Annotated in this window: 23 protein-coding genes; 8 read left to right on the top strand and 15 right to left on the bottom strand. The window is 74.0% G+C overall.

Features of this window, described 5'->3' with window-relative positions:
* Nucleotides 1–189 precede the first annotated feature (189 nt).
* Entirely contained in the window at nt 190–561 is a 372-nt protein-coding gene (locus ACFYXE_RS12815) for a MazG-like family protein (protein WP_389311816.1), read from the bottom strand.
* 22 nt (nt 562–583) lie between these two features.
* Nucleotides 584–1,135 (bottom strand): DoxX family protein, encoded by a 552-nt coding sequence (locus tag ACFYXE_RS12810; RefSeq protein WP_389311814.1) that lies wholly within the window; start codon nt 1,133–1,135, stop codon nt 584–586.
* A gap of 158 nt (nt 1,136–1,293) precedes the next feature.
* Here ACFYXE_RS12810 and ACFYXE_RS12805 point away from each other — a divergent pair, with 158 nt between their 5' ends.
* On the top strand, nt 1,294–1,620 hold the full coding sequence (locus ACFYXE_RS12805; RefSeq protein WP_361179948.1) for a nuclear transport factor 2 family protein: 327 nt from the start codon (nt 1,294–1,296) through the stop codon (nt 1,618–1,620).
* Between the two features lie 259 nt (nt 1,621–1,879).
* Here ACFYXE_RS12805 and ACFYXE_RS12800 read toward each other — a convergent pair whose 3' ends face one another.
* The 3 genes from ACFYXE_RS12800 to ACFYXE_RS12790 all read right to left on the bottom strand — a co-directional run bounded on the left by ACFYXE_RS12800 (nt 1,880) and on the right by ACFYXE_RS12790 (nt 4,363).
* Complete coding sequence (locus ACFYXE_RS12800; protein ID WP_389311812.1) at nt 1,880–2,794, bottom strand: PhzF family phenazine biosynthesis protein; 915 nt, start codon at nt 2,792–2,794, stop codon at nt 1,880–1,882.
* A gap of 142 nt (nt 2,795–2,936) precedes the next feature.
* Entirely contained in the window at nt 2,937–3,407 is a 471-nt protein-coding gene (locus ACFYXE_RS12795; RefSeq protein ID WP_361179944.1) for a lamin tail domain-containing protein, read from the bottom strand.
* A gap of 149 nt (nt 3,408–3,556) precedes the next feature.
* Complete coding sequence (locus ACFYXE_RS12790; protein WP_389311810.1) at nt 3,557–4,363, bottom strand: SDR family oxidoreductase; 807 nt, start codon at nt 4,361–4,363, stop codon at nt 3,557–3,559.
* Nucleotides 4,364–4,495: 132 nt separating this feature from the next.
* On the opposite strand from ACFYXE_RS12790, the gene ACFYXE_RS12785 reads away from it, so the two are divergent.
* The 4 genes from ACFYXE_RS12785 (at nt 4,496) to ACFYXE_RS12770 (ending at nt 9,689) form a co-directional block, all read left to right on the top strand.
* A complete protein-coding gene (locus tag ACFYXE_RS12785) occupies nt 4,496–6,130 on the top strand; it encodes an alkaline phosphatase D family protein (RefSeq protein WP_389311808.1) in 1,635 nt (544 codons plus the stop codon).
* Nucleotides 6,131–6,203: 73 nt separating this feature from the next.
* Nucleotides 6,204–7,493, top strand: a complete 1,290-nt coding sequence (locus tag ACFYXE_RS12780) for a multidrug effflux MFS transporter (RefSeq protein ID WP_361179936.1) — start codon at nt 6,204–6,206, stop codon at nt 7,491–7,493.
* A complete protein-coding gene (locus tag ACFYXE_RS12775; protein WP_389311805.1) occupies nt 7,448–8,623 on the top strand; it encodes a serine hydrolase domain-containing protein in 1,176 nt (391 codons plus the stop codon). Before ACFYXE_RS12780 ends, ACFYXE_RS12775 begins: the two co-directional genes overlap by 46 nt.
* 49 nt (nt 8,624–8,672) lie before the next feature.
* Entirely contained in the window at nt 8,673–9,689 is a 1,017-nt protein-coding gene (locus ACFYXE_RS12770; RefSeq protein ID WP_361179932.1) for a small ribosomal subunit Rsm22 family protein, read from the top strand.
* 17 nt (nt 9,690–9,706) lie between these two features.
* On the opposite strand, the gene ACFYXE_RS12765 is transcribed toward ACFYXE_RS12770, so the two are convergent.
* On the bottom strand, nt 9,707–10,192 hold the full coding sequence (locus ACFYXE_RS12765; RefSeq protein ID WP_361179930.1) for a hypothetical protein: 486 nt from the start codon (nt 10,190–10,192) through the stop codon (nt 9,707–9,709).
* A gap of 187 nt (nt 10,193–10,379) precedes the next feature.
* Here ACFYXE_RS12765 and ACFYXE_RS12760 point away from each other — a divergent pair, with 187 nt between their 5' ends.
* Nucleotides 10,380–12,416 (top strand): glycoside hydrolase, encoded by a 2,037-nt coding sequence (locus ACFYXE_RS12760; RefSeq protein WP_389311802.1) that lies wholly within the window; start codon nt 10,380–10,382, stop codon nt 12,414–12,416.
* 7 nt (nt 12,417–12,423) lie between these two features.
* On the opposite strand, the gene ddaH is transcribed toward ACFYXE_RS12760, so the two are convergent.
* Entirely contained in the window at nt 12,424–13,257 is an 834-nt protein-coding gene (gene ddaH, locus ACFYXE_RS12755; RefSeq protein WP_389311800.1) for a dimethylargininase, read from the bottom strand.
* A gap of 140 nt (nt 13,258–13,397) precedes the next feature.
* On the bottom strand, nt 13,398–13,580 hold the full coding sequence (locus tag ACFYXE_RS12750) for a DUF6243 family protein (RefSeq protein WP_389311798.1): 183 nt from the start codon (nt 13,578–13,580) through the stop codon (nt 13,398–13,400).
* A 125-nt stretch (nt 13,581–13,705) separates the two neighbouring features.
* Here ACFYXE_RS12750 and ACFYXE_RS12745 point away from each other — a divergent pair, with 125 nt between their 5' ends.
* Nucleotides 13,706–14,359, top strand: coding sequence for a TetR/AcrR family transcriptional regulator (locus tag ACFYXE_RS12745; protein ID WP_389311796.1), 654 nt, complete (start codon nt 13,706–13,708; stop codon nt 14,357–14,359).
* A 45-nt stretch (nt 14,360–14,404) separates the two neighbouring features.
* Here the strand turns inward: ACFYXE_RS12745 and ACFYXE_RS12740 are convergent, their stop codons facing one another.
* Nucleotides 14,405–15,304: a glycerophosphodiester phosphodiesterase gene (locus ACFYXE_RS12740; protein WP_389311794.1), complete on the bottom strand. Its 900-nt coding sequence runs from the start codon at nt 15,302–15,304 to the stop codon at nt 14,405–14,407.
* Nucleotides 15,305–15,472: 168 nt separating this feature from the next.
* On the opposite strand from ACFYXE_RS12740, the gene ACFYXE_RS12735 reads away from it, so the two are divergent.
* On the top strand, nt 15,473–16,198 hold the full coding sequence (locus ACFYXE_RS12735) for a bifunctional DNA primase/polymerase (RefSeq protein ID WP_361178220.1): 726 nt from the start codon (nt 15,473–15,475) through the stop codon (nt 16,196–16,198).
* A gap of 31 nt (nt 16,199–16,229) precedes the next feature.
* Here the strand turns inward: ACFYXE_RS12735 and ACFYXE_RS12730 are convergent, their stop codons facing one another.
* From ACFYXE_RS12730 to ACFYXE_RS12705, 6 genes are all read right to left on the bottom strand, one after another.
* Nucleotides 16,230–17,216: a hypothetical protein gene (locus tag ACFYXE_RS12730; protein ID WP_361178218.1), complete on the bottom strand. Its 987-nt coding sequence runs from the start codon at nt 17,214–17,216 to the stop codon at nt 16,230–16,232.
* A gap of 76 nt (nt 17,217–17,292) precedes the next feature.
* A complete protein-coding gene (locus ACFYXE_RS12725; RefSeq protein WP_389311792.1) occupies nt 17,293–17,634 on the bottom strand; it encodes a hypothetical protein in 342 nt (113 codons plus the stop codon).
* A 78-nt stretch (nt 17,635–17,712) separates the two neighbouring features.
* Nucleotides 17,713–18,570 carry an FTR1 family protein gene (locus tag ACFYXE_RS12720; RefSeq protein ID WP_389311790.1) on the bottom strand — a complete coding sequence of 286 codons (858 nt, stop codon included), beginning with the start codon at nt 18,568–18,570 and terminating at the stop codon, nt 17,713–17,715.
* A gap of 109 nt (nt 18,571–18,679) precedes the next feature.
* Nucleotides 18,680–19,540: a heme ABC transporter ATP-binding protein gene (locus ACFYXE_RS12715; RefSeq protein WP_389311788.1), complete on the bottom strand. Its 861-nt coding sequence runs from the start codon at nt 19,538–19,540 to the stop codon at nt 18,680–18,682.
* Entirely contained in the window at nt 19,537–20,628 is a 1,092-nt protein-coding gene (locus ACFYXE_RS12710) for a FecCD family ABC transporter permease (protein WP_389312548.1), read from the bottom strand. The genes ACFYXE_RS12715 and ACFYXE_RS12710 overlap by 4 nt, the downstream gene beginning before the upstream one ends.
* A 2-nt stretch (nt 20,629–20,630) precedes the next feature.
* Complete coding sequence (locus tag ACFYXE_RS12705; protein WP_389311786.1) at nt 20,631–21,650, bottom strand: hemin ABC transporter substrate-binding protein; 1,020 nt, start codon at nt 21,648–21,650, stop codon at nt 20,631–20,633.
* Nucleotides 21,651–21,773 lie beyond the last annotated feature (123 nt).

Genomic DNA, 21,773 nt, shown 5'->3' with positions numbered 1-21,773 from the left:
CGCTCGTCCCCACCCCGAAATCCCGTTCGTCCTCCCGTCGAAAACCGTTCGTCCTCCCGCCCCGCCCCGCCGCGCCTAGCCTGCCGATCATGCTGCCCGAGGTGACCTCGGACGAGGAGTGGGACCGCGTCGTCCCCGACGAGCGGATCATGCGGTGGTTCGGGCGGTAGGTCCCGGGCGTCCCGTCCGTCAGTGCGCGGGCGGGGCCGTGCCCGTCGACCGGGCGTCGACCCGGCGCAGGTGCGCGGCCAGGACCGCCGCCGCGTCCGGGGTGAGCGTGCGCAGGGCGACCATGGCCGTGACGATCACGTCGCAGAGCTCGCCGCGCACGTCGTCCCAGGTGTGGGTGGTGCCCTTGCGGGGGTTCTGGCCGGTGGCGCCGATGACCGCCTGCGCGACCTCGCCGACCTCCTCGGAGAGCTTCAGCATCCGCAGGAGCAGCGCCTCCCGGGGCGCGTGTGCGTTGTGCGCGTCCAGCCACGCGTAGAGCCGGTCGACGGTGTCCCAGGGGTCCTGCCGGGCGGCCTGCGCGCCCGGTTGCTCGTGCTGCTGCTCGTCCATGGGCCGCAGCCTGCCACGGCGGCTACGCGTCGTGCGAGGTGCCCTCCCCGGCCTCCTGCGCGCGGACGTTCCGGCGCCGGGCGCCCAGCGTCACGAGCACCCCGATCGCCGTGCCCGCGAGCGCGGCGGGCACCATCCAGGCGCGGTTGAGGGAGTGGCCGAGCGCGTGGTCGGCGGAGTAGCGGCCGGGGCCCGTGACGGCGAGGGCGGCGGAGGCCAGGCCGAGGAACGCCGGGTACTCGTAGCCGCCGCCCTGGCTGAAGAAGCCGTTCGGGGTGTGCAGGGCGGTGGCGCCCGCCATCGCGCCCGCCGCCGCCGAGCCCGCCGCCGGGGTCGCGAGGCCCAGCGCGAGGAGCACCCCGCCGCCGGCCTCGGCGAGCCCCGCCACGACGGCGTTGAGCCTGCCCGGCGCGTAGCCGACGGACTCCATGAAGGCGCCGGTGCCCTCGATGCCCCCGCCGCCGAACCAGCCGAGCAGCTTCTGGGCGCCGTGCGCGGCGAGCACCCCGCCGGTGCCCGCCCGGAGTAGCAGCAGCCCGAGGTCGCGTCGGTCCAGGCAGGAACACGTGGTCATGGGGAACTCCCGGTTCGGCCCCGCGGCGGGGGTGACGGATGCGTCCGTCTCCACCGTCCACCGCCCCGGCACGGCCCACCCGGCCCACGGGTCCGTCCGGGTGACCGGAGGGTGCGGCAGCGGTGGCGGGGCGGGCCGCCCGGTGTGACCGTGGGCGCATGAGCATTCAGGTAAACCGGCTCGCCGACCCCACGGTCCGGGCCTTCGTCACCGCGGTGAACGCCCAGGACAAGGCGGCCTTCGACGCCCTGCTCGCGCCCGGCGCGACCATGTCGGACGACGGCACCGACCGGGACATCGCCGACTGGACGGACCGCGAGGTCTTCTCCTGCCACGGCCACATGGACGTCGAGTCCGAGTCGGACGGCGGCCGCACGCTGCTCGTCACGTACCGGAACGACACCTGGGGCGAGATGCGCACGAAGTGGCGGTTCGTCGTCGAGGACGACGGCAAGGTCTCCCGCTTCGAGACCGGCCAGGCGTGACCGCCAGGCTTGACCGCCAAGCCTGACCGCGCCAAGCCTGACCGCCGGGCGTGACCGCCGGGCGTGACCGCCGGGCGTGACCGCCGGGCGTGACCGCCGGGCGTGACCGCCGGGCGTGACCGCCGGGCGTGACCGCCAGGCCTGACCGCCAGGCCTGACCGCCAGGCCTGATCGGCAAGGGCTGACCCGGCCGCCACCGCTTCCGGACCACCCCGGCCAGGGACCAGTCCGGGACCACCCCGGACCACCCCGCCCCGGTCTACTCCGGCAGCCGCACCGCCGCCCCGCTCACCCGCACCCGCGGGTCCCCGTCCCGCAGCGTCACCGTCAGGACGCCCGGCCTGCCCATGTCCTCGCCCTGGTGCAGGGTGAGGACGGACGCGGCGGGCACCAGGCCCTGTTCGCGTGCGTAGGCGCCGAAGGCCGCGGCGGCGGCGCCCGTCGCCGGGTCCTCCACGACCCCGCCCACCGGGAACGGGTCGCGGACGTGGAAGACGGTGTCCGAGGCCCGCCACACCAGCTGGACGGTGGTCAGGTCCAGGCGGCGCATCAGCGCGAGCAGGCGCTCGAAGTCGTAGGCGAGGTCGGCGAGGCGGGCCCGGGTCGCGGCGGCGAGCACCAGGTGGCGGGCGCCCGCGTAGGCGACGCGCGGCGGCAGCTCCGGGTCCAGTTCGTCCGCGCCCCAGCCGAGTGCGGCGAGGGCCTCGTCGAGGTCGCCGGCCGCGATGTCCTCGACGTGCGGCTCGACGCTGGTGAGCGTCGCGCGCAGGGTGGCGCCGTCCGCCGTGACGGTGACCGGCACGGTGCCGGCCCGCGTCGCGAAGACGTAGTCGCCGGGGCCGTCGGCGCCCTCGGCCCCGCCCCGCTCGGCGAGCGCCACCGCGGCCGCCACGGTGGCGTGGCCGCAGAACGGCACCTCGGCCCGCGGGCTGAAGTAGCGCACGGTGTAGGCGCGCTCGGCGTCCGCGGGGTCCCGGGTGAGGAAGGCGGTCTCGCTGTAGCCGAGGCGGGCGGCGACGGCGAGCATGGCCGCGTCGTCGAGCCCGGCCGCGTCCGGCACGACCCCCGCGGGGTTGCCGCCGCCCGGCTCGGTCGTGAAGGCGGCGTAGCGCAGCACGCCGGTGCCGTCGGGGCCGCCGGCGCCGTCCGCGGGAGGGGTCGTGTTCGTCGTCATGTCGCAGGGCAACCGCCGCGCGGCGCGGCACATTCCCGCGGCCCCGACCGCGGGCGCGCACGGCACGGCGGCTGCCCTGCCCCTTCCCCCTGATATTGGTCGGTGTTATCCGGTGTTGTCCGGTGATATCCGGTGGTATCGGTCAGTGGCAGTTCTTGTGGCCGGAGTCGGCGCGCGTCCATGCGCAGGAGTCCTGCTGCGCGCCGCTCGGCTTGAGGAGGCGGGCCTTGTCGCTCGTGTTGTTCCACACGTAGCTGCCGCGGCCCCAGTAGCGGACGCCGGAGGCGTTGCTGCCCTTGCCGGTGCGGACCTTGACCGTCTTGCCCGCGCCGATCTTGTAGCTGCCGAAGGTGTACGTGTAGCCCGTGTCGTCCTTCAGCTTGTAGCCCTTGAGCTGGATCGGGGAGCGGGTGCTGTTGTGGATGTTGACCCACTCCGCGTTCAGCGAGGAGTTCGAGCGGGTGTCGCTGCCCGGGCTGTCGTACTGGATGTAGCCGAGGTGCAGGCCGCCCTGGTGGCGCGCCGACGCCGCCGACGCCGGGGAGGCGGCGAGGAGGGACACCGACAGGGCGGTGGCGGCGAGGACGGCGGGGGCCATGGTGCGTATGCGCAAGGAGTGCTCCAAGTGTGAAGTTCTCGTGGAGAGAAGCCGAGCATAAAGGGAGCACTGGCCCCGATTGATGCGGTAGCTGCTATTCCACTTGTGGAGATATGCGCCGCGACGACACGCCACCCCACGCCACCCCGGCCCCCGCGGGTGCCTCAACCCCGCCCGATGTAGGGCATGTTCGTCGCGAGCACGGTCGCGAACTGGACGTTCGCCTCCAGCGGCAGTTCCGCCATGTGCCGGACCGTGCGGGCCACGTCGGCCACGTCCATCACCGGCTCGCTCGCCAACGCGCCGTTGGCCTGCAGGATCCCGGACTGCATGCGCTCGGTCATGTCCGTCGCCGCGTTGCCGATGTCGATCTGGCCGACGGCGATCCGGTACGGCCTGCCGTCCAGGGAGAGCGACTTGGTCAGGCCGGTCAGCGCGTGCTTGGTCGTCGTGTACGCCACCGAGTTCGGCCGCGGGGCGTGCGCCGAGATGGAGCCGTTGTTGATGATCCGGCCGCCCTGCGGGTCCTGCTCCTTCATCTGCCGGAAGGCCGCCTGGGCGCACAGGAACGCGCCGTTCAGGTTGGTGTCGACCACGTGCCGCCAGGCGTCGTAGGGCAGCTCCTCGACGGGCACGCCGCCGGGGCCGAAGGTGCCCGCGTTGTTGAAGAGGAGGTCCAGGCGCCCGAAGTCCTCGCGTACGCGCGCGAAGAGGGCTGCCACGTCCTCGGGCCGCGACACGTCGGTGCGGACGCGCAGGGTGGCGGCGTCCTTCACCCCGTGCCCGGCGGCGGCCAGGGCGGCCGTCTCCTCCAGCGTCTCCACCCGGCGCCCGGCCAGCGCCACCGACCACCCGGCGGCGAGCAGTTCGAGGGCGACGGAGCGGCCGATTCCGGAGCCCGCGCCGGTCACCACGGCGGTCCTCGGCGCGGTCCCCGACGGGTTCGTTGCGGCAGTTCGCTCAGCGTTCATGGCCCCGCAGCGTACGGGAGGGGCGGTCACGCGGACATCATCCGACCGCCATGCGGCTGTTGTGTACGCGACAGGCGCCCGTCGTCCCCCGCCACTTGCATGCCCGTGACACCCGTCGTCAGGGGAGGGCACATGACACCCGCAGGCCAGCAGCACACAGCCGAACTCCGCGCCGCCGCCCGGCACGTGGGGCGCCGCCGGTTCCTCACGGTCACCGGCGCCGCCGCCGCGCTCGCCTTCGCCACCAACCTGCCCACCGCGGGCGTCGCGGCCGCCGCCGAGCTCGACACCCGCCGCATCAAGGAGAACCCCTTCACCCTCGGCGTCGCCTCCGGCGACCCGCTGCCCTCCTCCGTCCTGCTCTGGACCCGGCTGGCCCCCGCCCCCTACGAGCCCGGCGGCGGCCTGCCCCAGGAGCGCGTCACCGTCCAGTGGGAGCTCGCCCACGACGCCCGCTTCCGGCGCGTCGCCAGACGGGGCACGGCCACCGCGCACCCCGAGTTCAGCCACACCGTGCACGTCGAGGCCGACCACCTGGAGGCGGGCCGCACCTACTACTTCCGCTTCCGGGCGGGCAGCTGGGTGAGCGAGACCGGCCGCACCCGCACCGCGCCGCCCGCGGGCAGCCGCCCCGGCGCCCTCACCCTCGCCGCCGTCTCCTGCCAGGCCTACCACGACGGCTACTTCACCGCGTACAAGCACCTCGCCCAGGACGACGTCGACGTCGTCTTCCACCTCGGCGACTACCTCTACGAGTACGCCGTCAACGCGGTCGGCGGCGCCCGCAACTACACCGACCGCACGCTGCCCGCCCACTTCAACAAGGAGACCCAGAACCTGGCGGACTACCGCCTGCGGTACGCCCTCTACAAGTCCGACCCCGACCTGCGCGCCGCGCACGCCGCGCACCCCTTCGTCGTCACCTGGGACGACCACGAGGCCGAGAACAACTACGCGGGCGACATCTCCGAGAACGACGACCCGCCCGCCGAGTTCCTGCTGCGCAGGGCCGCCGCCTACCGCGCGTACTGGGAGAACCAGCCGCTGCGCCGCCCCCAGCTGCCCAAGGGCCCCGACGCGCAGCTCTACCGCCGCCTGGTCTGGGGACGCCTCGCCCAGTTCGACATCCTCGACACCCGCCAGTACCGCTCCGACCAGGCGTACGGCGACACCGCCCACGTACCGGGACCCGAGTCCGACGACCCGGCGCGGACCATCACCGGCGCCACCCAGGAGCGCTGGCTCATCGACGGCTGGCGCCGCTCGCGCGCCCAGTGGAACGTCGTCCCCCAGCAGGTCACCTTCTCCGAGCGCAGGCTCGACCTGAACGAGCGGGCGAAGCTCTCCATGGACGCCTGGGACGGCTACCGCGCCTCCCGCGGGCGCGTCCTCGCCGGCGCGCGCTCGACCGGCATCGAGAACCTGATGGTCCTCACCGGCGACGTGCACGTCGGCTACGCCTTCGACATCAAGGCCGACTTCGACGACCCGTCCTCGAAGACCGTCGGCACCGAGATCGTCGCCACCTCCGTCGCGAGCGGCAAGGACGGCGCCGAGAAGCCCGCCAACTGGGACACCTACACCAGGGCCAACCCGCACCTGAAGTTCTACAACGGCCGCCGCGGCTACGTGACGGTCGGCCTCGGCCGCGAGTCGGCCCGCGCCGACTTCAAGACCGTCGACGCCGTCACCCGGCCCGGCGCCCCGATCAGGACCGCCGCGTCCTTCGTCACGGAGGCGGGCGACCCCGGGCTGCACCCGGCGTAACGGAACCGGTCCGTACCACCCGCCGGTAGCTGCGACCATGGAGGGCGACCACGCAGCGACTGGGAGGGGCGCGATGCCTGAGACCGGGCAGGCCACACAGGACCACGCGATACCGAAGGCGGCGGAGCCACAGGGCCCCGCCGCCCTCCGTCGTACCGGAGCCCTGGTCACCCTCGTGCTCGGCGGCCTCACCGCCGTCCCCGCGCTCTCCATGGACATGTACCTGCCGGCCCTGCCGGAGGTCACCGACGCGCTGCACGCCCCGGCCGCCACCGTCCAGCTCACCCTGACCGCCTGCCTGATGGGCATGGCCCTCGGTCAGCTCGTCGTCGGCCCGATGAGTGACAAGTGGGGCCGCCGCCGCCCGCTCCTCATCGGCCTGCTCGTCTACGTCGTCGCCACCGCGACCTGCGCCTTCGCCCCCACCGCCGAGCTCCTGATCGGCTTCCGGCTGCTGCAGGGCCTCGCCGGCGCCGCGGGCATCGTCATCGCCCGCGCCATCGTCCGCGACCTGTACGACGGCGTGGAGATGGCCCGCTTCTTCTCCACCCTGATGCTGATCTCCGGCGTCGCCCCCGTCGCCGCCCCCCTCATCGGCGGCCAGGTCCTGCGCTTCACCGACTGGCGCGGCATCTTCGTCGTCCTCACCGTCGTCGGCACCGCCCTGACCCTGCTGGTCTGGCGCCGCCTGCCCGAGACCCTCGCCCCCGCGAAGCGGCACGGCGGCGGCACCGTCCAGGCCCTGCGCACCATGCGCGCGCTCCTCGCCGACCGCGTCTTCGCCGGGTACATGATCGCGGGCGGCTTCGCCTTCGCCGCGCTCTTCGCCTACATCTCCGCCTCGCCCTTCGTGATCCAGGAGATCTACGGCGCCTCCCCGCAGACCTTCAGCCTCCTCTTCGGCGTGAACTCCGTCGGACTGATCGCCGCGGGCCAGATCAACGGCAAGATCCTGGTCGGCCGCGCACGGCTCGACAAGGTCCTCGCCGTCGGCCTCGCGATGATCACCACCGCCGCGACGGCACTGCTGCTCATGACGCTCGGCGTCTTCGGCGACGTCGGCCTCTTCCCGGTCGCCGCCGGGCTCTTCGTCCTCATGTCCTCGATGGGCCTCACCCTGCCCAACACGCAGTCCCTCGCCCTGCTCCGCACCCCGCACGCCGCCGGTTCCGCATCCGCGCTGCTCGGCACCTCCTCCTTCCTCATCGGCGCCGTCGCCTCCCCGCTGGTCGGCATCGCGGGCGAGGACACGGCCGTCCCGATGGCCGTCGTCCAACTGGTCTGCGCGCTGGCGGCCATCGCCTGCTTCGTGGGACTGTGCCGCCCCTGGCAGCACGAGCCGACGCAGGAGGCGGACCACTGAGCGCACCGAGACTCCTGCGCCCCGGCACACCGGACCGCGCGGGCCTTGACCCCGACGAGATCGACGGCCTCGTCGCCGACGTCCGCGACCTGACGCGCGGACCCCGCCCCTGGGCCGCGGGCACCGTGCTCGTCGTGGGCCGCGGCCCGGTGATCGCCGCGGAGGAGGCGGCCGGCTGGGCGGTGCGCCACGCCTCGTACGACCCGGAGTCCGACACGGGGGTCGAGCTGCCCCACGAGTGGCGGGTGCCGATGCGCACCACCACCCCCTTCGACCTGGCCTCGCTCACCAAGCTCTTCACCACCGTGGCCGCCGTCCAGCAGCTGGAGCGCGGCACGCTCGGCATCGACGCGCTCGTCGGGGCGTACATACCCGAGTTCACGGCCGCCGCCGCGCACGGCATCACCGTCCGCCAGCTGCTCACCCACACCTCGGGGTTGCGGCCGGAACTGCCGCTGTACGCCTGCCCGGACGACGCCGCCCGCCTCGCCGCCCTGCGCGCCGAGGCCCCGGCCACCCCGCCCGGCGAGTACGTCTACTCCGACCTGAACATGCTGCTGCTCCAGCACGTCCTGGAGCGCCTCACCCACCGCTCCCTCGACGCCCTGGTCCGCGAGGGCATCACCCGGCCGCTCGGGATGACCGCCACCGGCTTCGGACCGCGCCCCGACGCCGCCGCCACCGAGGACCAGCGCCGCCCCTGGGCCAAGGCCGACCGGGGGATGCTGCGCGGCACGGTCCACGACGAGAACGCCTGGGCACTGGGCGGCGTCGCCGGACACGCCGGGCTCTTCTCCACCGGCCGCGACCTGGCGGTGTTCTGCCGCACCCTGCTGTGCGGCGGCTCCTACGGCAGGGCCCGCATCCTCGGCCCCGACTTCGTGGAGCTGATGCTGGCCGGGTCCGGCCTCGGCTTCGGCATCGACCAGGGCTGGTTCATGGGGGAGCTCGCGGGGCGCGGCGCCGCCGGGCACACCGGCTTCACCGGCACGTCCCTGGTCATCGACCCGGCGACGGACACCTTCCTGGTGCTGCTCGCCAACACGGTGCACCCGCGGCGCAGGCCCGCCGACAGCGGGCCCCGCGCGGCGGCGGGCACCCGGCTGGCGCGGGCCGCGCGGGGGCGGTGACGGGGCCGCGCGGGGACGGCGTCCCGCGGGCGCGCCGTAGACTCGCCGGGTGAACGCCCCGATTTCCCCGGCATCCCCAGCCGCCCCGGCCGAGACCCTGCGCACCGCCCTCGCCGGGCTCCTGGACGGCCTCCCGCCGAAGCAGGCCACCCAGGCCGTCGACCGGCTGATCGCCAACTACCGGGGCCGCACGCCGACCGACGCCCCGATCCTGCGCGACCGCGCGGACGTCGTCGCCTACGCGGCGTACCGCATGCCCGCGACCTTCGAGGCGGTGCGCGCCGCGCTGGCGGGCCTCGCCGATGCGGCGCCCGCGGGCTGGGCGCCCGGCAGCCACGTGGACGTGGGCGGCGGGACCGGCGCGGCCACCTGGGCGGTCGCGGCGACCTGGGAGGGGCGGCGCCCGGTGACGGTCCTCGACTGGGCCGAGCCCGCGCTCGACCTCGGGCGGGAACTGGCGGGCGCGGAGTCCCGGTTGGACGCCACCCGGTGGCAGCGCTCTCGGATCGGAGCATCGCTCGCCATCGAGAGCACCGATCTCGTCACGGTGTCGTACGTCCTCGGGGAGCTGACGGAGGCCGACCGGACATCCGTCGTCGACGCGGCGGCGGACGCGGCCGCCCAGGCCGTCGTCATCATCGAACCGGGCACCCCGGACGGCTACGCGCGCGTCATGGCGGCCCGCGACCGGCTGATCGCGGCGGGCCTCAGGATCGCCGCGCCCTGCCCGCACGGCGCGGCCTGCCCCATCGAGCCCGGCAAGGACTGGTGCCACTTCTCGGCACGGGTCAGCAGGTCCTCCCTGCACCGCAAGGTCAAGGGCGGATCCCTGGCGTACGAGGACGAGAAGTTCAGCTACGTCGCGGCGGTCCGCTTCGACCCGGACCCGGCGCCCGCCCGTGTGGTGCGCCGCCCGCAGATCCGCAAGGGCCAGGTCCTCCTCGACCTGTGCGGGGCCGAGGAGGAGCTGCGCAGGGAGACCGTGACCAAGCGCCACGGTCCCCTCTACCGCGCCGCGCGCGACGCGGACTGGGGCGACGCCTGGCCGCCCCCGCCCGCGGACTGACGCGGGCGCGCGGCGGCTCAGGCGCCCCAGGTGCCCTGGTTCACGGCGCAGTTCCAGCCGGTGCCGCGCACGGAGAACTTCACCTTGTACGAACGGGTGTTGAGCAGGTGCGTGCGGATCTTGACGCCCAGCTTCGCCTTGCCCGCGAAGCTCTTGTCGTAGACCGACACGGTCTTCGTCGTCCGCCGGGTGACCTTGCCGCCGGTGGGCGTGGCCTTGCCGAAGCGGACGTTCTTCACGTTGGTCACCGTGAAGGTGACCTTCTTGAAGCTCTGCGAGCTCTTGTTCTTGATGCCGAAGTACAGTCCGCCGTTGGTCACCCAGCCGTTCCGGTCGATCTGGAACCGGGACGTGTAGATGATGTCGATCGGGCAGCCGGAGACGGCCCGCGGCGACGCCTTCGGCGCGGCCGGACCGGTCGCCGCGGACGCGGATGCGGCGAGACCGAGCTGAGCGGCGGTGAGCGCCCCCGCGGTGGCCAGAACTGCGGCGGACGTGCGCATGCGATTCACAGCGCTGATACCTCTTCCCCCAGGGCCCCCGTGGGCCCGACTTTTTGGTTGTGGTGGTGTGCTCGCACAGGACGGTCGGTGCACCCGTGCGACCGTATTGTTAGCACGTCCTCGGCCATCTGGCTGAACTGCCCCTCTTCTTAAGAGGTTCTTAGCCGCGGCGACTATCCACGTCTGCATGCCATCCAAGATCAGTTCTCCCGCCCACGCCCGCAGGCGGTCGGAGACCCGTTTCCTCGCCCTGTCCGTCGCGCTGGCCCTCACCGCCGCCGGCGCCACCGCCTACGCCTTCACCGCGGACGCCGGGCAGCCGCACGGCCGGCAGGTCGAACTCGCCGTCCACGGCGGCACCGCACGCGTCGACACCGCCTCGCTCGCCGTCCGCGCGCACACCCGCGACGGCCGCGACCTCACCCTCTCCGACGCCGCCGCCACCGACCTCGGCGCGCCCGGACCCGTCACCCGCACCGGCCGGAGCCGGGCCCGCTGGAGCTACCCCGAGCGCGGCATCGACGTCACCGCCCGTACCGACCACGGCCGCCTCTCCCTGAGCCTGAAGGCGCACCGCGACACCTCCGTCAGCTGGCCCGTCACCGGCACCGACGCCGCCGCGTCCGCCCTCCGACTCCCGCGCGGCGAGGGCCTGGACATCCCCGTCGACGACCCGTTCTGGACCACCGGCAAGGGCGCGCTCGCGGGCAGCACCGTCGACGTGAGCGAGGGCCTGACGCTGCCGCTGTGGGGCTACTCCCTCGGCAGGAGGACCGGCGTCAGCTACCTCACCCCCACCGACATCGGCACCAGCCTCGGCTTCACCGCGCCCCACGGCCGGCTGCGCACCACCGCCGAGCACGCCTTCGACGGCGGCGAGGGCACCCGCGCCTACACGGTCACCTTCGCCCTGACCGACGGCGCCGCGACCGCGCCCGGCACCGACTACCGCTCCTACCTCGCCGAGCGCGGCCGACTCGGCAGCCTCAAAAGGAAGATCGCCGACAACCCGGCCACCGGCAGGCTCCTCGGCGCCTTCCACGCCTACACCTGGGGCGAGGCCCGCACCGCGCAGGGCATCGAGCGGCTGCGCGCGCTGGGCGTGGACCGGATGTGGCTCGGGTACGACGGGAAGCCCTACCCGGACAAGGCGGCGGTGCGCGCCGCGAAGAGGGCGGGTTACCTCATCGGCCCCTACGACTCCTTCGCCAACGGCCAGGACCCGAAGACGGCCGACGCCCCCAACTCCGCCTGGCCCGGCACCGTCTACCCCGACTTCTGCGTCCGCGACGCCGCCGGCGAGCCGGTGACCGGCTTCGGCGGCCGCGGCTGCTACCTCAGCTCCCAGGCCTTCGAGCGGGCCGAGCCGGCCCGCCACCTCCTCGCCGACCGCACCCGCGCCATGGTGGCCAACGGCGCCGACAGCTACTTCCTCGACGTGGACGCCACCGGCGAACTCTTCCGCGACCACGCGGGGAGCCACCGCATGACCAAGGGCCAGGACCGCCGGAACCGGCTGGCGCGCATGCGGCGCATCGCCTCGCACGGGAAGGACGGCCTCGTCCTCGGCTCCGAGAGCGCCCAGGCCTGGGCCAACCGGGTGCTCGCCTTCGACCACGGCGCGGGCACCCCCGTCGCCGACGGCCTGTGGGCGCTGCAGAAGGACCGCGAGAAGTGGGGCGGCTACTACCCGGAGAACGCCCCCGGCGTCTTCTTCAAGCCCGTCGACCTGCCCGCCGACCTCGCCACGGCGATGTACGACCCGCGCTACCGCGTCCCCCTCTACGAGACGGCGCTGCACGGCTCGCTCGTCAACACCGAGCGCTGGGAGCTCGGTTACGAGAAGCTGCCGCGCCAGAAGAAGGACCGCGCCCTCCTCGCGATGCTCTACAACACGCCCCTCAACTACGCCCTGGACGGGCCGTCCCTGAAGCGGCACGGCGCCGAACTCGCCGCCCTGCAGCAGTACTTCGCCCCGCTGCACAAGGCCGCGGGCACCGAGCCCCTCACCTCCTTCCGGCGGCTGACCGCCGACCGCACGGTCCAGCGGACGGTGTTCGGCGGGGGCACGCTGACCGTCACGGCCAACTTCGGCACCACGGCGTACCGCGGACTGCCGGGCGGCTGTGCCGACGCCCGCCTCAAGGGCGACGACGAGCCGCGCCGGCTCTGCCCGGCGGACCTCGGCCCGCGGGCAGGGGGAGGGCGCGGAGACACCCCCTAGGGCTGCCCTAGTCCCGCAGCTCCTGCGTGCAGCACTTCACGCTGCCGCCGCCCTTGAGCAGTTCGCCCAGGTCCATCCCGACGGGTTCGTAGCCGCGGTCGCGCAGCGGCCCGAAGAGCCCGACCGCGGCCTGCGGGAGCAGGACGTGCAGCCCGTCGGAGACGGCGTTGAGCCCGAGCGCCCCGGCGTCGGGCTCCTCGGCGATCAGCGCGTCGGGGAAGAGGCTGCGCAGCACGGCCCGGCTGCCCGGCGAGAAGGCGGGCGGGTAGTACATGACCTCGTCCGCCGCGTCGTCCAGGACGGCGAGGGCGGTGTCCAGGTGGTAGTAGCGCGGGTCGATCAGGTCGAGGCCGATCACCGGGCGGCCCAGGAACTCCTGCGCCTCGCCGTGCGAGAGCGGGCTGGCCCGGAAGCCGCGCCCGGCCAGGACGTAGGAGGAGGTGACGGCGAAGTCGCCCTCGCCCTCGTTGATGTGGGTCGGTTCGTGGATCTCGGTGAAGCCGTGCGCGCGGAACCACTCCAGGTGGGCCGCGGCCTCCTCCTCGCGCTCGCGGTGGGCGAAGCGGGCGCCGAGCACCCGTCCGCCGACGACGGTGGCGCCGTTCGCCGCGAACACCATGTCCGGCAGGCCGGGCCGGGGGGTGAGCTGCTCGACGGTGTGGCCGAGGGCGCGGTACCGGTCGCGCAGGTCCTCCCACTGGGCGAGGGCCAGGGGGACGTCGACGGGCTTGGCCGGGTCCATCCAGGGGTTGATGGAGTAGGTGACCTTGAAGTGTGCCGGTGGGCACATCAGATAGCGCCGGGGTGTGGCGCGCCGAGGAGAGCGAGGAAAACGGGACAAAGAAGGCTCCTCACGTACCGCAGGGTCAGTTGCTGCCCGGGGTGGGGCAGTTGATGCCCATAGTGCGGTGTGAGGAGCCTTCGCGCTGTGAACCGAACGGGTGGTTACAGAGATGGTCGTCACACCACCCCGCCCCCGGCTCACCGCCCGCCGTGCGTCTCGCGTCCCTCCCGCAGCTTCCGCAGCAGCTCGCGCTTCTGCTCCTGGGGGGTGGGCGTGCCGTCCGGCCGTCCGCCGCCGCCGCTGCCGCGCAGGGCCGCGCGGGAGAGGTTGCTGCGGGTGCCGCCGACGCCCAGCATGCTGCCGGATCCGCTTCGGGTCATGGCGATCGCCTCCGATCCGTCGAATCAACGAGACGGTGCGTCTCGTTGATGACTTCAGCTTGGGCGAGACGTCGCGTCTTGTCAAGACGGTACGTCTCGGCTCGGTCGCTGCTACATTCGACGGCATGGCCCAGAAGACCGCCCCCGACTCCACGCGCCGCAGCGAACGCTCGCGCCGCGCGATCTACGACGCCGCCCTCGCCCTCGTCGGCGAGGTGGGCTACGCCAAGCTGACGATCGAGGCCATCGCGGCCCGCGCCGGCGTCGGCAAGCAGACGATCTACCGCTGGTGGTCGTCCAAGGGCGCCGTCCTCCTCGACGCCTTCCTCGACCTCGCCGAACAGGCCTCCCGGGCCGCGGAAGAGGGACGGGACGGGGTCGACGGGACCGAGGGGGCCGAGGGGGCCGAGGCCGGGATCCCGAACTCCGGAGACCTGGAGGCCGACCTCAAGTACGTGCTGCGGGCCACCGTCGACGAGTTCAACGACCCCAAGTACGACGCGCCCTACCGCGCGCTCGCCGCCGAGGGGCTCCTCAACCCCGAGCTCGGCGCCGAGTTCGTCGAGAAGCTCCTGGAGCCGCAGCTCCAGCTCTACGTCAAGCGCGTCGAGCAGGCCAGGGAGGCGGGCCACGTCGCCCCCGACATCGACGCCCGCATCGCCCTCGAACTGTGGGCGAGCCCGCTCGCCCAGCGCTGGCTGATGCGCTCGGGCCCGCTCACCCACGAGTACGCCGACCGGCTCGTCGAGTACGCGCTCCACGGCATCATGCCGCGCTAGGGGGCGTCTCCGGGATCGCGGAGACACTCCCGGGGCCGGGCGCCCTCACCGCGCGATCACACCGGCCGCCTGGGCCATTCGGGTCGGTGCGGGCCCCTGCAGCGCCTTGATCGGCCGCTGCTTCTTGACCGGCGTGCGCGACAGGAGGCCGGGGGCGTCCGTGATCACCCCGTTGCAGCCGAGCCAGAGCACCCGGTCCCGCTGCTTCGGCGTCGTCACCGTGTGGGCCCACACCCGCGGGACGCCCGAGTTCACCGCGCGCAGCAGGTCGCCGTCCCGCGCCTTGTAGTCCACGTCAAGGACGTCCACGAAGGGCGCCCAGTCCTCGGGCCGGTCCGTGCGCATCTGCGTCTTGGAGCGCCACAGCTGCGCCAGCAGCCCCAGCTGGTGGGCGCGGTGGGCGACCGCCGGGCTGTTGGTGTTCACGAAGACCGAACGGGTCAGGCCCCGGCCGCGGATCAGCCCGGCGAGCGACTTCAGGCTCTGCGGGTCCTTGGCCTCCAGCATCAGCATGATCCGCCCGCCGAACCGGTCCAGGACCTCCGCGACCGTCGGCGGCCGCTCCGTGCGCCACCGCCCCGGCACCGCGCTCCCCGGGCGCAGCCGCACGCCCAGCCAGTCCCACCGGTCGAGGCGCCGCACCGGGCCCGACATGTACGTGGTGCGGTCCAGGGTGTCGTCGTGCATGACCACCAGGGTGCCGTCGCGCAGTATCCGGGTGTCGAAGTCGATGACCTGCGCGGTGCCGCGCTCGAAGGCGGCCAGCAGGCCCGACATGCTGTTCTCCGGGACCTCCAGGGCTCCGCCGCGGTGCGCGGTGTAGACGACGCGGGGGAGCGCCTCCACGGTCAGGGGGCCGCCGCCCCACTCGATCGGGGCGAGGAAGCCGTTCGGTGCCGTGAGGGTCAGCGCCGTGAGGCCCGTCAGCACAGTCCTAATGACCATGTCGACCACGGTAGGCGGGTAAATCCCTTCTTGGACCGGAATGACGCGCTATGTCGTGCGCGGGAGGGCGTCGCCCCGGCCCCCCGGTTGTGGGCTCCGGCCCCCCGAGGCGCAGGATGGTGGGACCATGGGTCATGCTTTCGGCACAACGGCGAGGTGAGGGGCTAGATGGGCGCGGAGTTCGGCAGCCGGTCCGGCGGGCAGGGCAGGATTTCCCAGTGGCTGCGCCGGCGCCCCAAGGACACGGCGGGGGATGACCGGGCCCGCGAGGACCTGCTGCTCGCCGCCGCGGCGGCCGGGCTGCCCCTCGCACCGGCCGCGTATCCGTCGGGATACCGATGTTCGTGCGACCGCATCGGCTGTCCCACACCCGCCCGGCACCCCGTCTCCTTCGCCTGGCAGACGCAGTCCACGACCGACCGCGGCCAGATCGAGCGGTGGGCCCGCCACCAGCCGCAGGCGAACTTCATCACCGCCACCGGCATGATCCACGACGTCCTCGACGTGCCGCTGGCCGCGGGCCGCGAGGCCCTGCAGCGGCTGCTCGCCGCGGGCATCGAGGTCGGCCCGGTGGCCGAGTCCGACGACGGCCGGATGCTCTTCCACACCGCGACCCGGGGCACCCCCGAGGACGAGGACGAGTGGTGGCCGTGCGAGCTGGACTGCCACCCCGAGACGATGGACGAGCACCCCGGCCTGCGCTGGCACTGCCGCGGCTCGTACGTCCTGGTGCCGCCCGCCCGGCTCCCCGGTGACCTCGCGGTGCGCTGGGTGCGCGGCCCCGAGCATCCGCTTCCGGACCCGCTGACGCTCCTGGAGACGCTCACCGACGAGTGCGCCCGGGTCGCGGGGGAGCCCCAGCAGGACGTCGCCGCCTGGCCGCTGCGCGGCTGAGCCCGCCGGGCGCCCGGGCCCCGCGTGCCGGCTATTCGCCCTTCGCGCCCGTGAGCCCCTGGATGCGGCCGAGGAAGGCGACCTTGCCGCCGTCCCGCTTCCTCGGGTCGACGACGACCTGGTTGGAGACCCGGTCCAGCATCAGGGACTGCCGTACCTCGCCCTTGAGCAGCGCCTTGGCGTCCGGGGCCACCTTCGGGCTCAGGCCCTTGAACGCGGTCTGCTTCTCGTAGTGGCGCGTGGAGAAGAACACCAGCGCGCCGCCGTCCGCGGTGCGCAGCCCCAGCGGCGCGAAGCTGCCGCCGTTCTGCGGCTGGTCGATGTACTGCACCGCGAGACCGGCCCGCCGGGAGTTCCGGTCGCGGAAGGCCTTCCAGCCCGTCGTGTGGTCACCCGGCGCGAAGGCGTCGCCGCCGGACTTCAGGAACGACGTGTACTCCTTGCCGAGGTGCGAAGGGGTCATCGCGAGGTCGTCGGCGGCCACGTCCACCGGCACGGCGAAGCCGTCCTCGTCCTTCTTGAGCTCCGGCAGCTTCCTGGGCGACACCAGGTTCAGATAGGTGGCCCGCCACACCTGGTCGGGGCCGGTCTTCGTGAAGACCCACAGCCAGCGCAGGTCCGAACGGCGGTTGGCCTTCGTGTCCGCGAGGAAGTAGCGCGGCCAGCCGGCCTTCTTCGGGATCGCGTACGAGACGTCGGAGAGCTCCAGCGGCACGTGACCGGTGTTGCCGTCCGGGTGCTGGACGTGCCGGGACCGCAGGCCGCCCTGGTTGATGGCGCCCAGCGGGCCGGTGATGCGGGCGGCGTCCAGGGCCGGGTCGTAGGCCTCGTCCGCCTTGTTGTACGCGGTGAGGAAGTCCTTCAGGGCCTTGGCGGCCTCGGGCTTGGTGGCCGCCGGCACGATCTCCCGCTCGCCGTGCACGGTCACGCATCCGCTCGCCGCCAGCGCCAGCGCGGTCACCGCCGCGGACATCACGACGGGCCGACCGGGACCGCGTCCCCTGCGCACGTTGCTCATCGGATCACCCTCACCTACCCCTTCCCGGGGCCGAACCCTACCGGGCCCGGGAAGGGGGTCCGTCAGGCGGTCCGGATCAGGGGGTGAAGACGTTCCCGGCGTAGACCCAGGCGCGGTAGCTGCGGCCGTTCGGGTCGCCGTAGTACCAGCGGTTGCCGTGGCTGTTGGTGGTGTAGCAGCGGGCGTAGAAGCCCTCGAAGGACTGCAGGTAGGCCTTCTTGGTGTACTTGCTGCCCGGACCGCTCCAGGTCTGGGCGCCGAACGAACCGGCGGCCATCTGGCGGTTCTTGATGTTCACCTTGCAGGCGGAGCCGTCGACGGCGGCCGCGCCGGTCGCCGTCATGAGCGTGCCGCCGAGCGCCATCGCGGTGGCGGCCGTCAGGGTGGCCAGTGTCTTCCCGAGTCGGGAACTGCGCATGGATATGTTCCTCATGGCTGGTGATCGACTGATGAACGGCGATCATAGGCACCCGAGTTCGCGCGGTGAACGGGCAGGTCAGTCCTGGTCCGGAACCGTTGCTTTGTCCGGAAACGGCGACGGGTCCGACACGGAGTCCGCCGTCGCGCGGGGCGTGGGCGGCGTCGGTGCGCGGAGGACGTACAGGAGCGCCGGTACGAGGTGGAGCAGCCAGAGCGCGACCTGGAGGACCGTCGGGGCGGGCCGGAAGCCGAAGGCGCCCTCCAGGGCCGCGCCGTACCAGCTGTCCGGCGGGACGAGCGCGCCGACGTCGAACGCCGCGCGCCGCGGGCCGCCGGCCAACTCCGCCTCGGTCAGCGCCTGTACGCCGTCGACGAGGTATCCCGCGGCCACCAGGAGCAGCAGCACGCCGGCCGCGCGGAAGAAGCGCGCGGGCGCGGGGCGGGCCGCGGCCAGGCGCAGCGCCACGACCACGACGAGCGCGGTGAGCAGCCCGAGGAGGACGACGGCCAGCGGCCCGTGCGCTCCGTCGCCGAAGGCCCGTACCGTCGCCCAGAGGAACAGGGCGGTGTCCGGGCCCTCCCGGGCCACCGCGAGGAACGCCGCGGCCGCCAGGACGGCCGTGCCGGTGCGCAGGCCCGCCGCCGGGTGCCGCACCGTGTGCCGGTTGCGCAGGACCACCCAGGTCAGCAGTGCCACGGCGGCGAGCGAGAGGATGCCGCCGAGTGCCTCGCGTGCCCGGGGGGTGAGCTCCTGCGGGCCGAAGGTCAGCGCGTGGCCGAGCCCCAGCGCGAGCGCCGCCGCGACACCGGCGCCGGCCCGCACGGCCACCCGTGCCGTACGCCGCCCGCCCCGCCCGGCGTACGCGAGCAGGAGGCAGACCGCGAGACCGGCCGCGAGGCCCCCGCGCAACCCCGCCACATAGTTGTCGAACACCGCCCGCCCTCCCCCCGGTCGACTCGCCCCTACCCACCCCTGCCCCACGGAAGAGGAGGGGACGAGCACGGAGGTTCCCCTTCCGGGGAGGGGGAGTTGGCGGTCGGGGTCAGGGGGACGGGTGGGGGGTGTTGCGGAGTGGGGTGATCAGGGGGGTGCCGGTGCGGGGGTGGGCGAAGACCTCGACGGGCTGCCGGTAGACCTCGGAGAGCAGCGCCGCCTCGAACACGTCGCCGGGGGCGCCCTCCGCCGCGACGGTCCCGCCGCGCAGCACCGCCACCCGGTCCGCGTACGCCGCCGCCAGGCCCAGGTCGTGCAGCACCACCACGACCGCGTCACCGGCGGCGGCCCGCTCGCGGCAGATCCGCAGCACCAGTTCCTGGTGGCGCAGGTCGAGTGCGGCGGTCGGCTCGTCGAGCAGGAGGAGCGGGGCGCGCTGGGCGAGGACGCGGGCCAGGGCCACCCGGGCCCGTTCGCCGCCGCTCAGCGCGGAGAAAGGGCGCGCAGCGAACGCGTCGACCTCCGTGGCCGCCATCGCCTCCCGCACGATCCGCTCGTCGTCGTCCGCGGGGCGCGTCCCGGCCCAGGGCGCCCGGCCCATCCGGACGACCTCCGCCACGGCGAAGGGGAAGGACAGCGCGGCGGCCTGCGGCAGCACGGCGCGCCGCAGGGCGAGTTCAGGAGCGGGCCAGTCGGCGGCCGGGCGCCCGCAGACGCGGACGGCGCCCGCGTCGGCGGTCAGGTCCGCGGCGAGCGCGGCCAACAGGGTCGACTTCCCGGCCCCGTTGGGACCGACCAGGGCGAGCACCTCGCCCGCGCGGGCGGCGACGTCGACCCCGGCGAGCACCTCGCGCCCGCCGAGCCGCACCCGCAGCCCGACCGCCTCGGCGAGCACGTCCCCGCGGGCCACCGGGGCGGGCAGGACCCGCTCACGCCCCGCGAACAGGCGTCTGCTCCACCGGCCGATCATGCCCAGCCTCCCTGCCTGCGACGGGTCCTGCGCAGCAGCCAGAAGAAGAACGGGCTGCCGAAGAGCGCGGTGAGCACGCCCAGCGGAAGTTCGGCGGGCGCCGCCACCGTGCGCGCGGCCAGGTCGGCCGCGACGAGGACCAGCGCACCGCCCAGCGCGCTGCCGGGCACGAGGAAGCGGTGTCCGGGGCCCGCGGCCATCCGCAGCAGGTGCGGCACCAGGAGCCCGACGAACGTGATGATCCCGGCGACGGCCACGGCCGCCGCGGTCAGCAGGGCCACCACCAGGACGAGGACGAGCCGCAGCCGCTCGACGTCCACGCCCAGGTGCCGCGCGGGCCGCTCGCCGAGCGCGAGCAGGTCCAGCTTGCGGGCGTAGCAGGGCGCGACGAGGAGTCCGGCCAGCGCGCACGGCAGGACGGCGAGGACCTTCGGCCAGGTCGCCTGGGCGAGCGAGCCGAGCTGCCAGAAGGTGATCTGGCTGATCTGCGCGTTGTCCGCGAAGAACACGCACAGGCCGATCAGGGCGCCCGCGAAGGCGTTCACGGCGATGCCGGTGAGGATGAGCGTCACGACCTCGGTGCGGCCGCCCTCGCGCGACATCGCGTACACGAGCAGGACGGTGCCGAGACCGGCGACGAACGCGCAGACGGTGATGGTCCAGTTGCCGAAGAAGCTCAGGCCGAGCGCGATGGAGGCGACCGCGCCGACCGCCGCGCCCGCCGAGATGCCGATCACGCCGGGCTCGGCGAGCGGATTGCCGAACACGCCCTGCATCAGCGCGCCCGCGCAGCCCAGCGAGGCGCCGACGAGGAGCGCGAGGACGACGCGCGGCAGCCGCACGTTCCACAGCACGCTCTCGCCGACCCGGTCGAGCGCGGTGCCGCCGAGCCCCAGGCGGTGCTGGACGGAGGAGAGGACGTCGCCGAGCGGGATGTCGTACGCGCCGACCCCGGCGGACAGCAGGCAGACCACGGCCAGGGCGGCGGTGAGGCCCACGGCCAGCGGGACGGCCGCGCCGCGGCGGGTGCGCGGGGCCTCCCGGGGAGGCGCGGGGGTGGTGGTGCGGCGCCCGGGTCCGGCGAGCAGGCTCACGCGGCATCCCCGTACAACTGCGTGACCAGGGACTTGAGCACCTGGTCGGTGCGCGGCCCGTAGTTGAGGAGCACGCCGTCGTCGACGGAGACGATGCGGCGGTCCAGGCCCGCGGGGGTCTCGGCGACGCCCGGCACCTTCAGGAGCCCGTCGACGCCGTCCACCGATTCCAGGCCCTTGGTCATGACGAGGATCGCGTCGGGCGCGGCCTTCGCGAGCGCCTCGCTGGTGATCGCCGTGAAGTCCTTCCGCAGGCCGGAGGCCTTGCCCGCGTCGACGGCACCGGCGGCCTCCAGGAGCGAACCCGCCCCGGAGTCGCGGCCGCCGAGCAGGTAGACGGAGGCCGAGCCGCGCAGGTAGAGGAAGGCGACGCGCGGCTTCTTCTTCCGGGCCCCGGCGGGGATGTCGGCGCGGACGGCGCCGAGCCGCCGCTCGGTGCGCGCGGTCAGCTCGGTGCCCGCCGCGCGGACCCCGAGTGCCTTCGCCACGGCCTCGATGCGCGGGCTCACGTCGTCCAGGCTCTTGGCGGGGTCGAACACGACGAGCGGGATGCCCGCGTCGCGGATCCGGTCGATGGCCTCGGCGGGCCCGGTCGTGGTGTCGGCGAGGACGACGGTCGGCTTCAGGGAGAGCACGCTCTCCGCGGAGACGTCGTGCGCACGGGTCACCACCGGCAGCTTCTTCGCCTGCGCGAAGGTGGCGGTGATGTCGCGGGCGACGACGTGCTCGCCGAGCCCGAGGGTGAAGACGATCTCGTTGAGGCTGCCGGTGAGCGGCACGATGCGGCGGGTGTCCTCGACCTTCACCCGGTGGCCGTCGGCGGAGGCGACGGTGGCGGGGAGCCTGCCCGGCGGCGGGTCCTTCAGCGGCTCGACCCGGTCCGGCGCGTGGGCGGCCGTCCTCGTGCCCGCCCTCGCCGACGGGCCGGCGTCGCCGGAGGCTCCGCACCCGGCGAGCGTGAGGGCGAGCACGGCGGTCCACGCGCCGGCGATACGGAGTGAGCGCGAAGTGCGCACCGAAGTCCACCGTCCTGTCGTGCTGTTGAGGTCTGCCCGGCGCTTCCCGGCCCGGGGGACCGGGGCCCGGGGGGCCGGGTTCCGGTGGGGGGCTTCCAGTCCGGAGTGATCGTAGTTTAGGTT

Source organism: Streptomyces sp. NPDC002564 (assembly GCF_042889645.1).
Lineage (GTDB): Bacteria > Actinomycetota > Actinomycetes > Streptomycetales > Streptomycetaceae > Streptomyces.
This window is presented reverse-complemented; position numbering and strand designations above follow the sequence as displayed.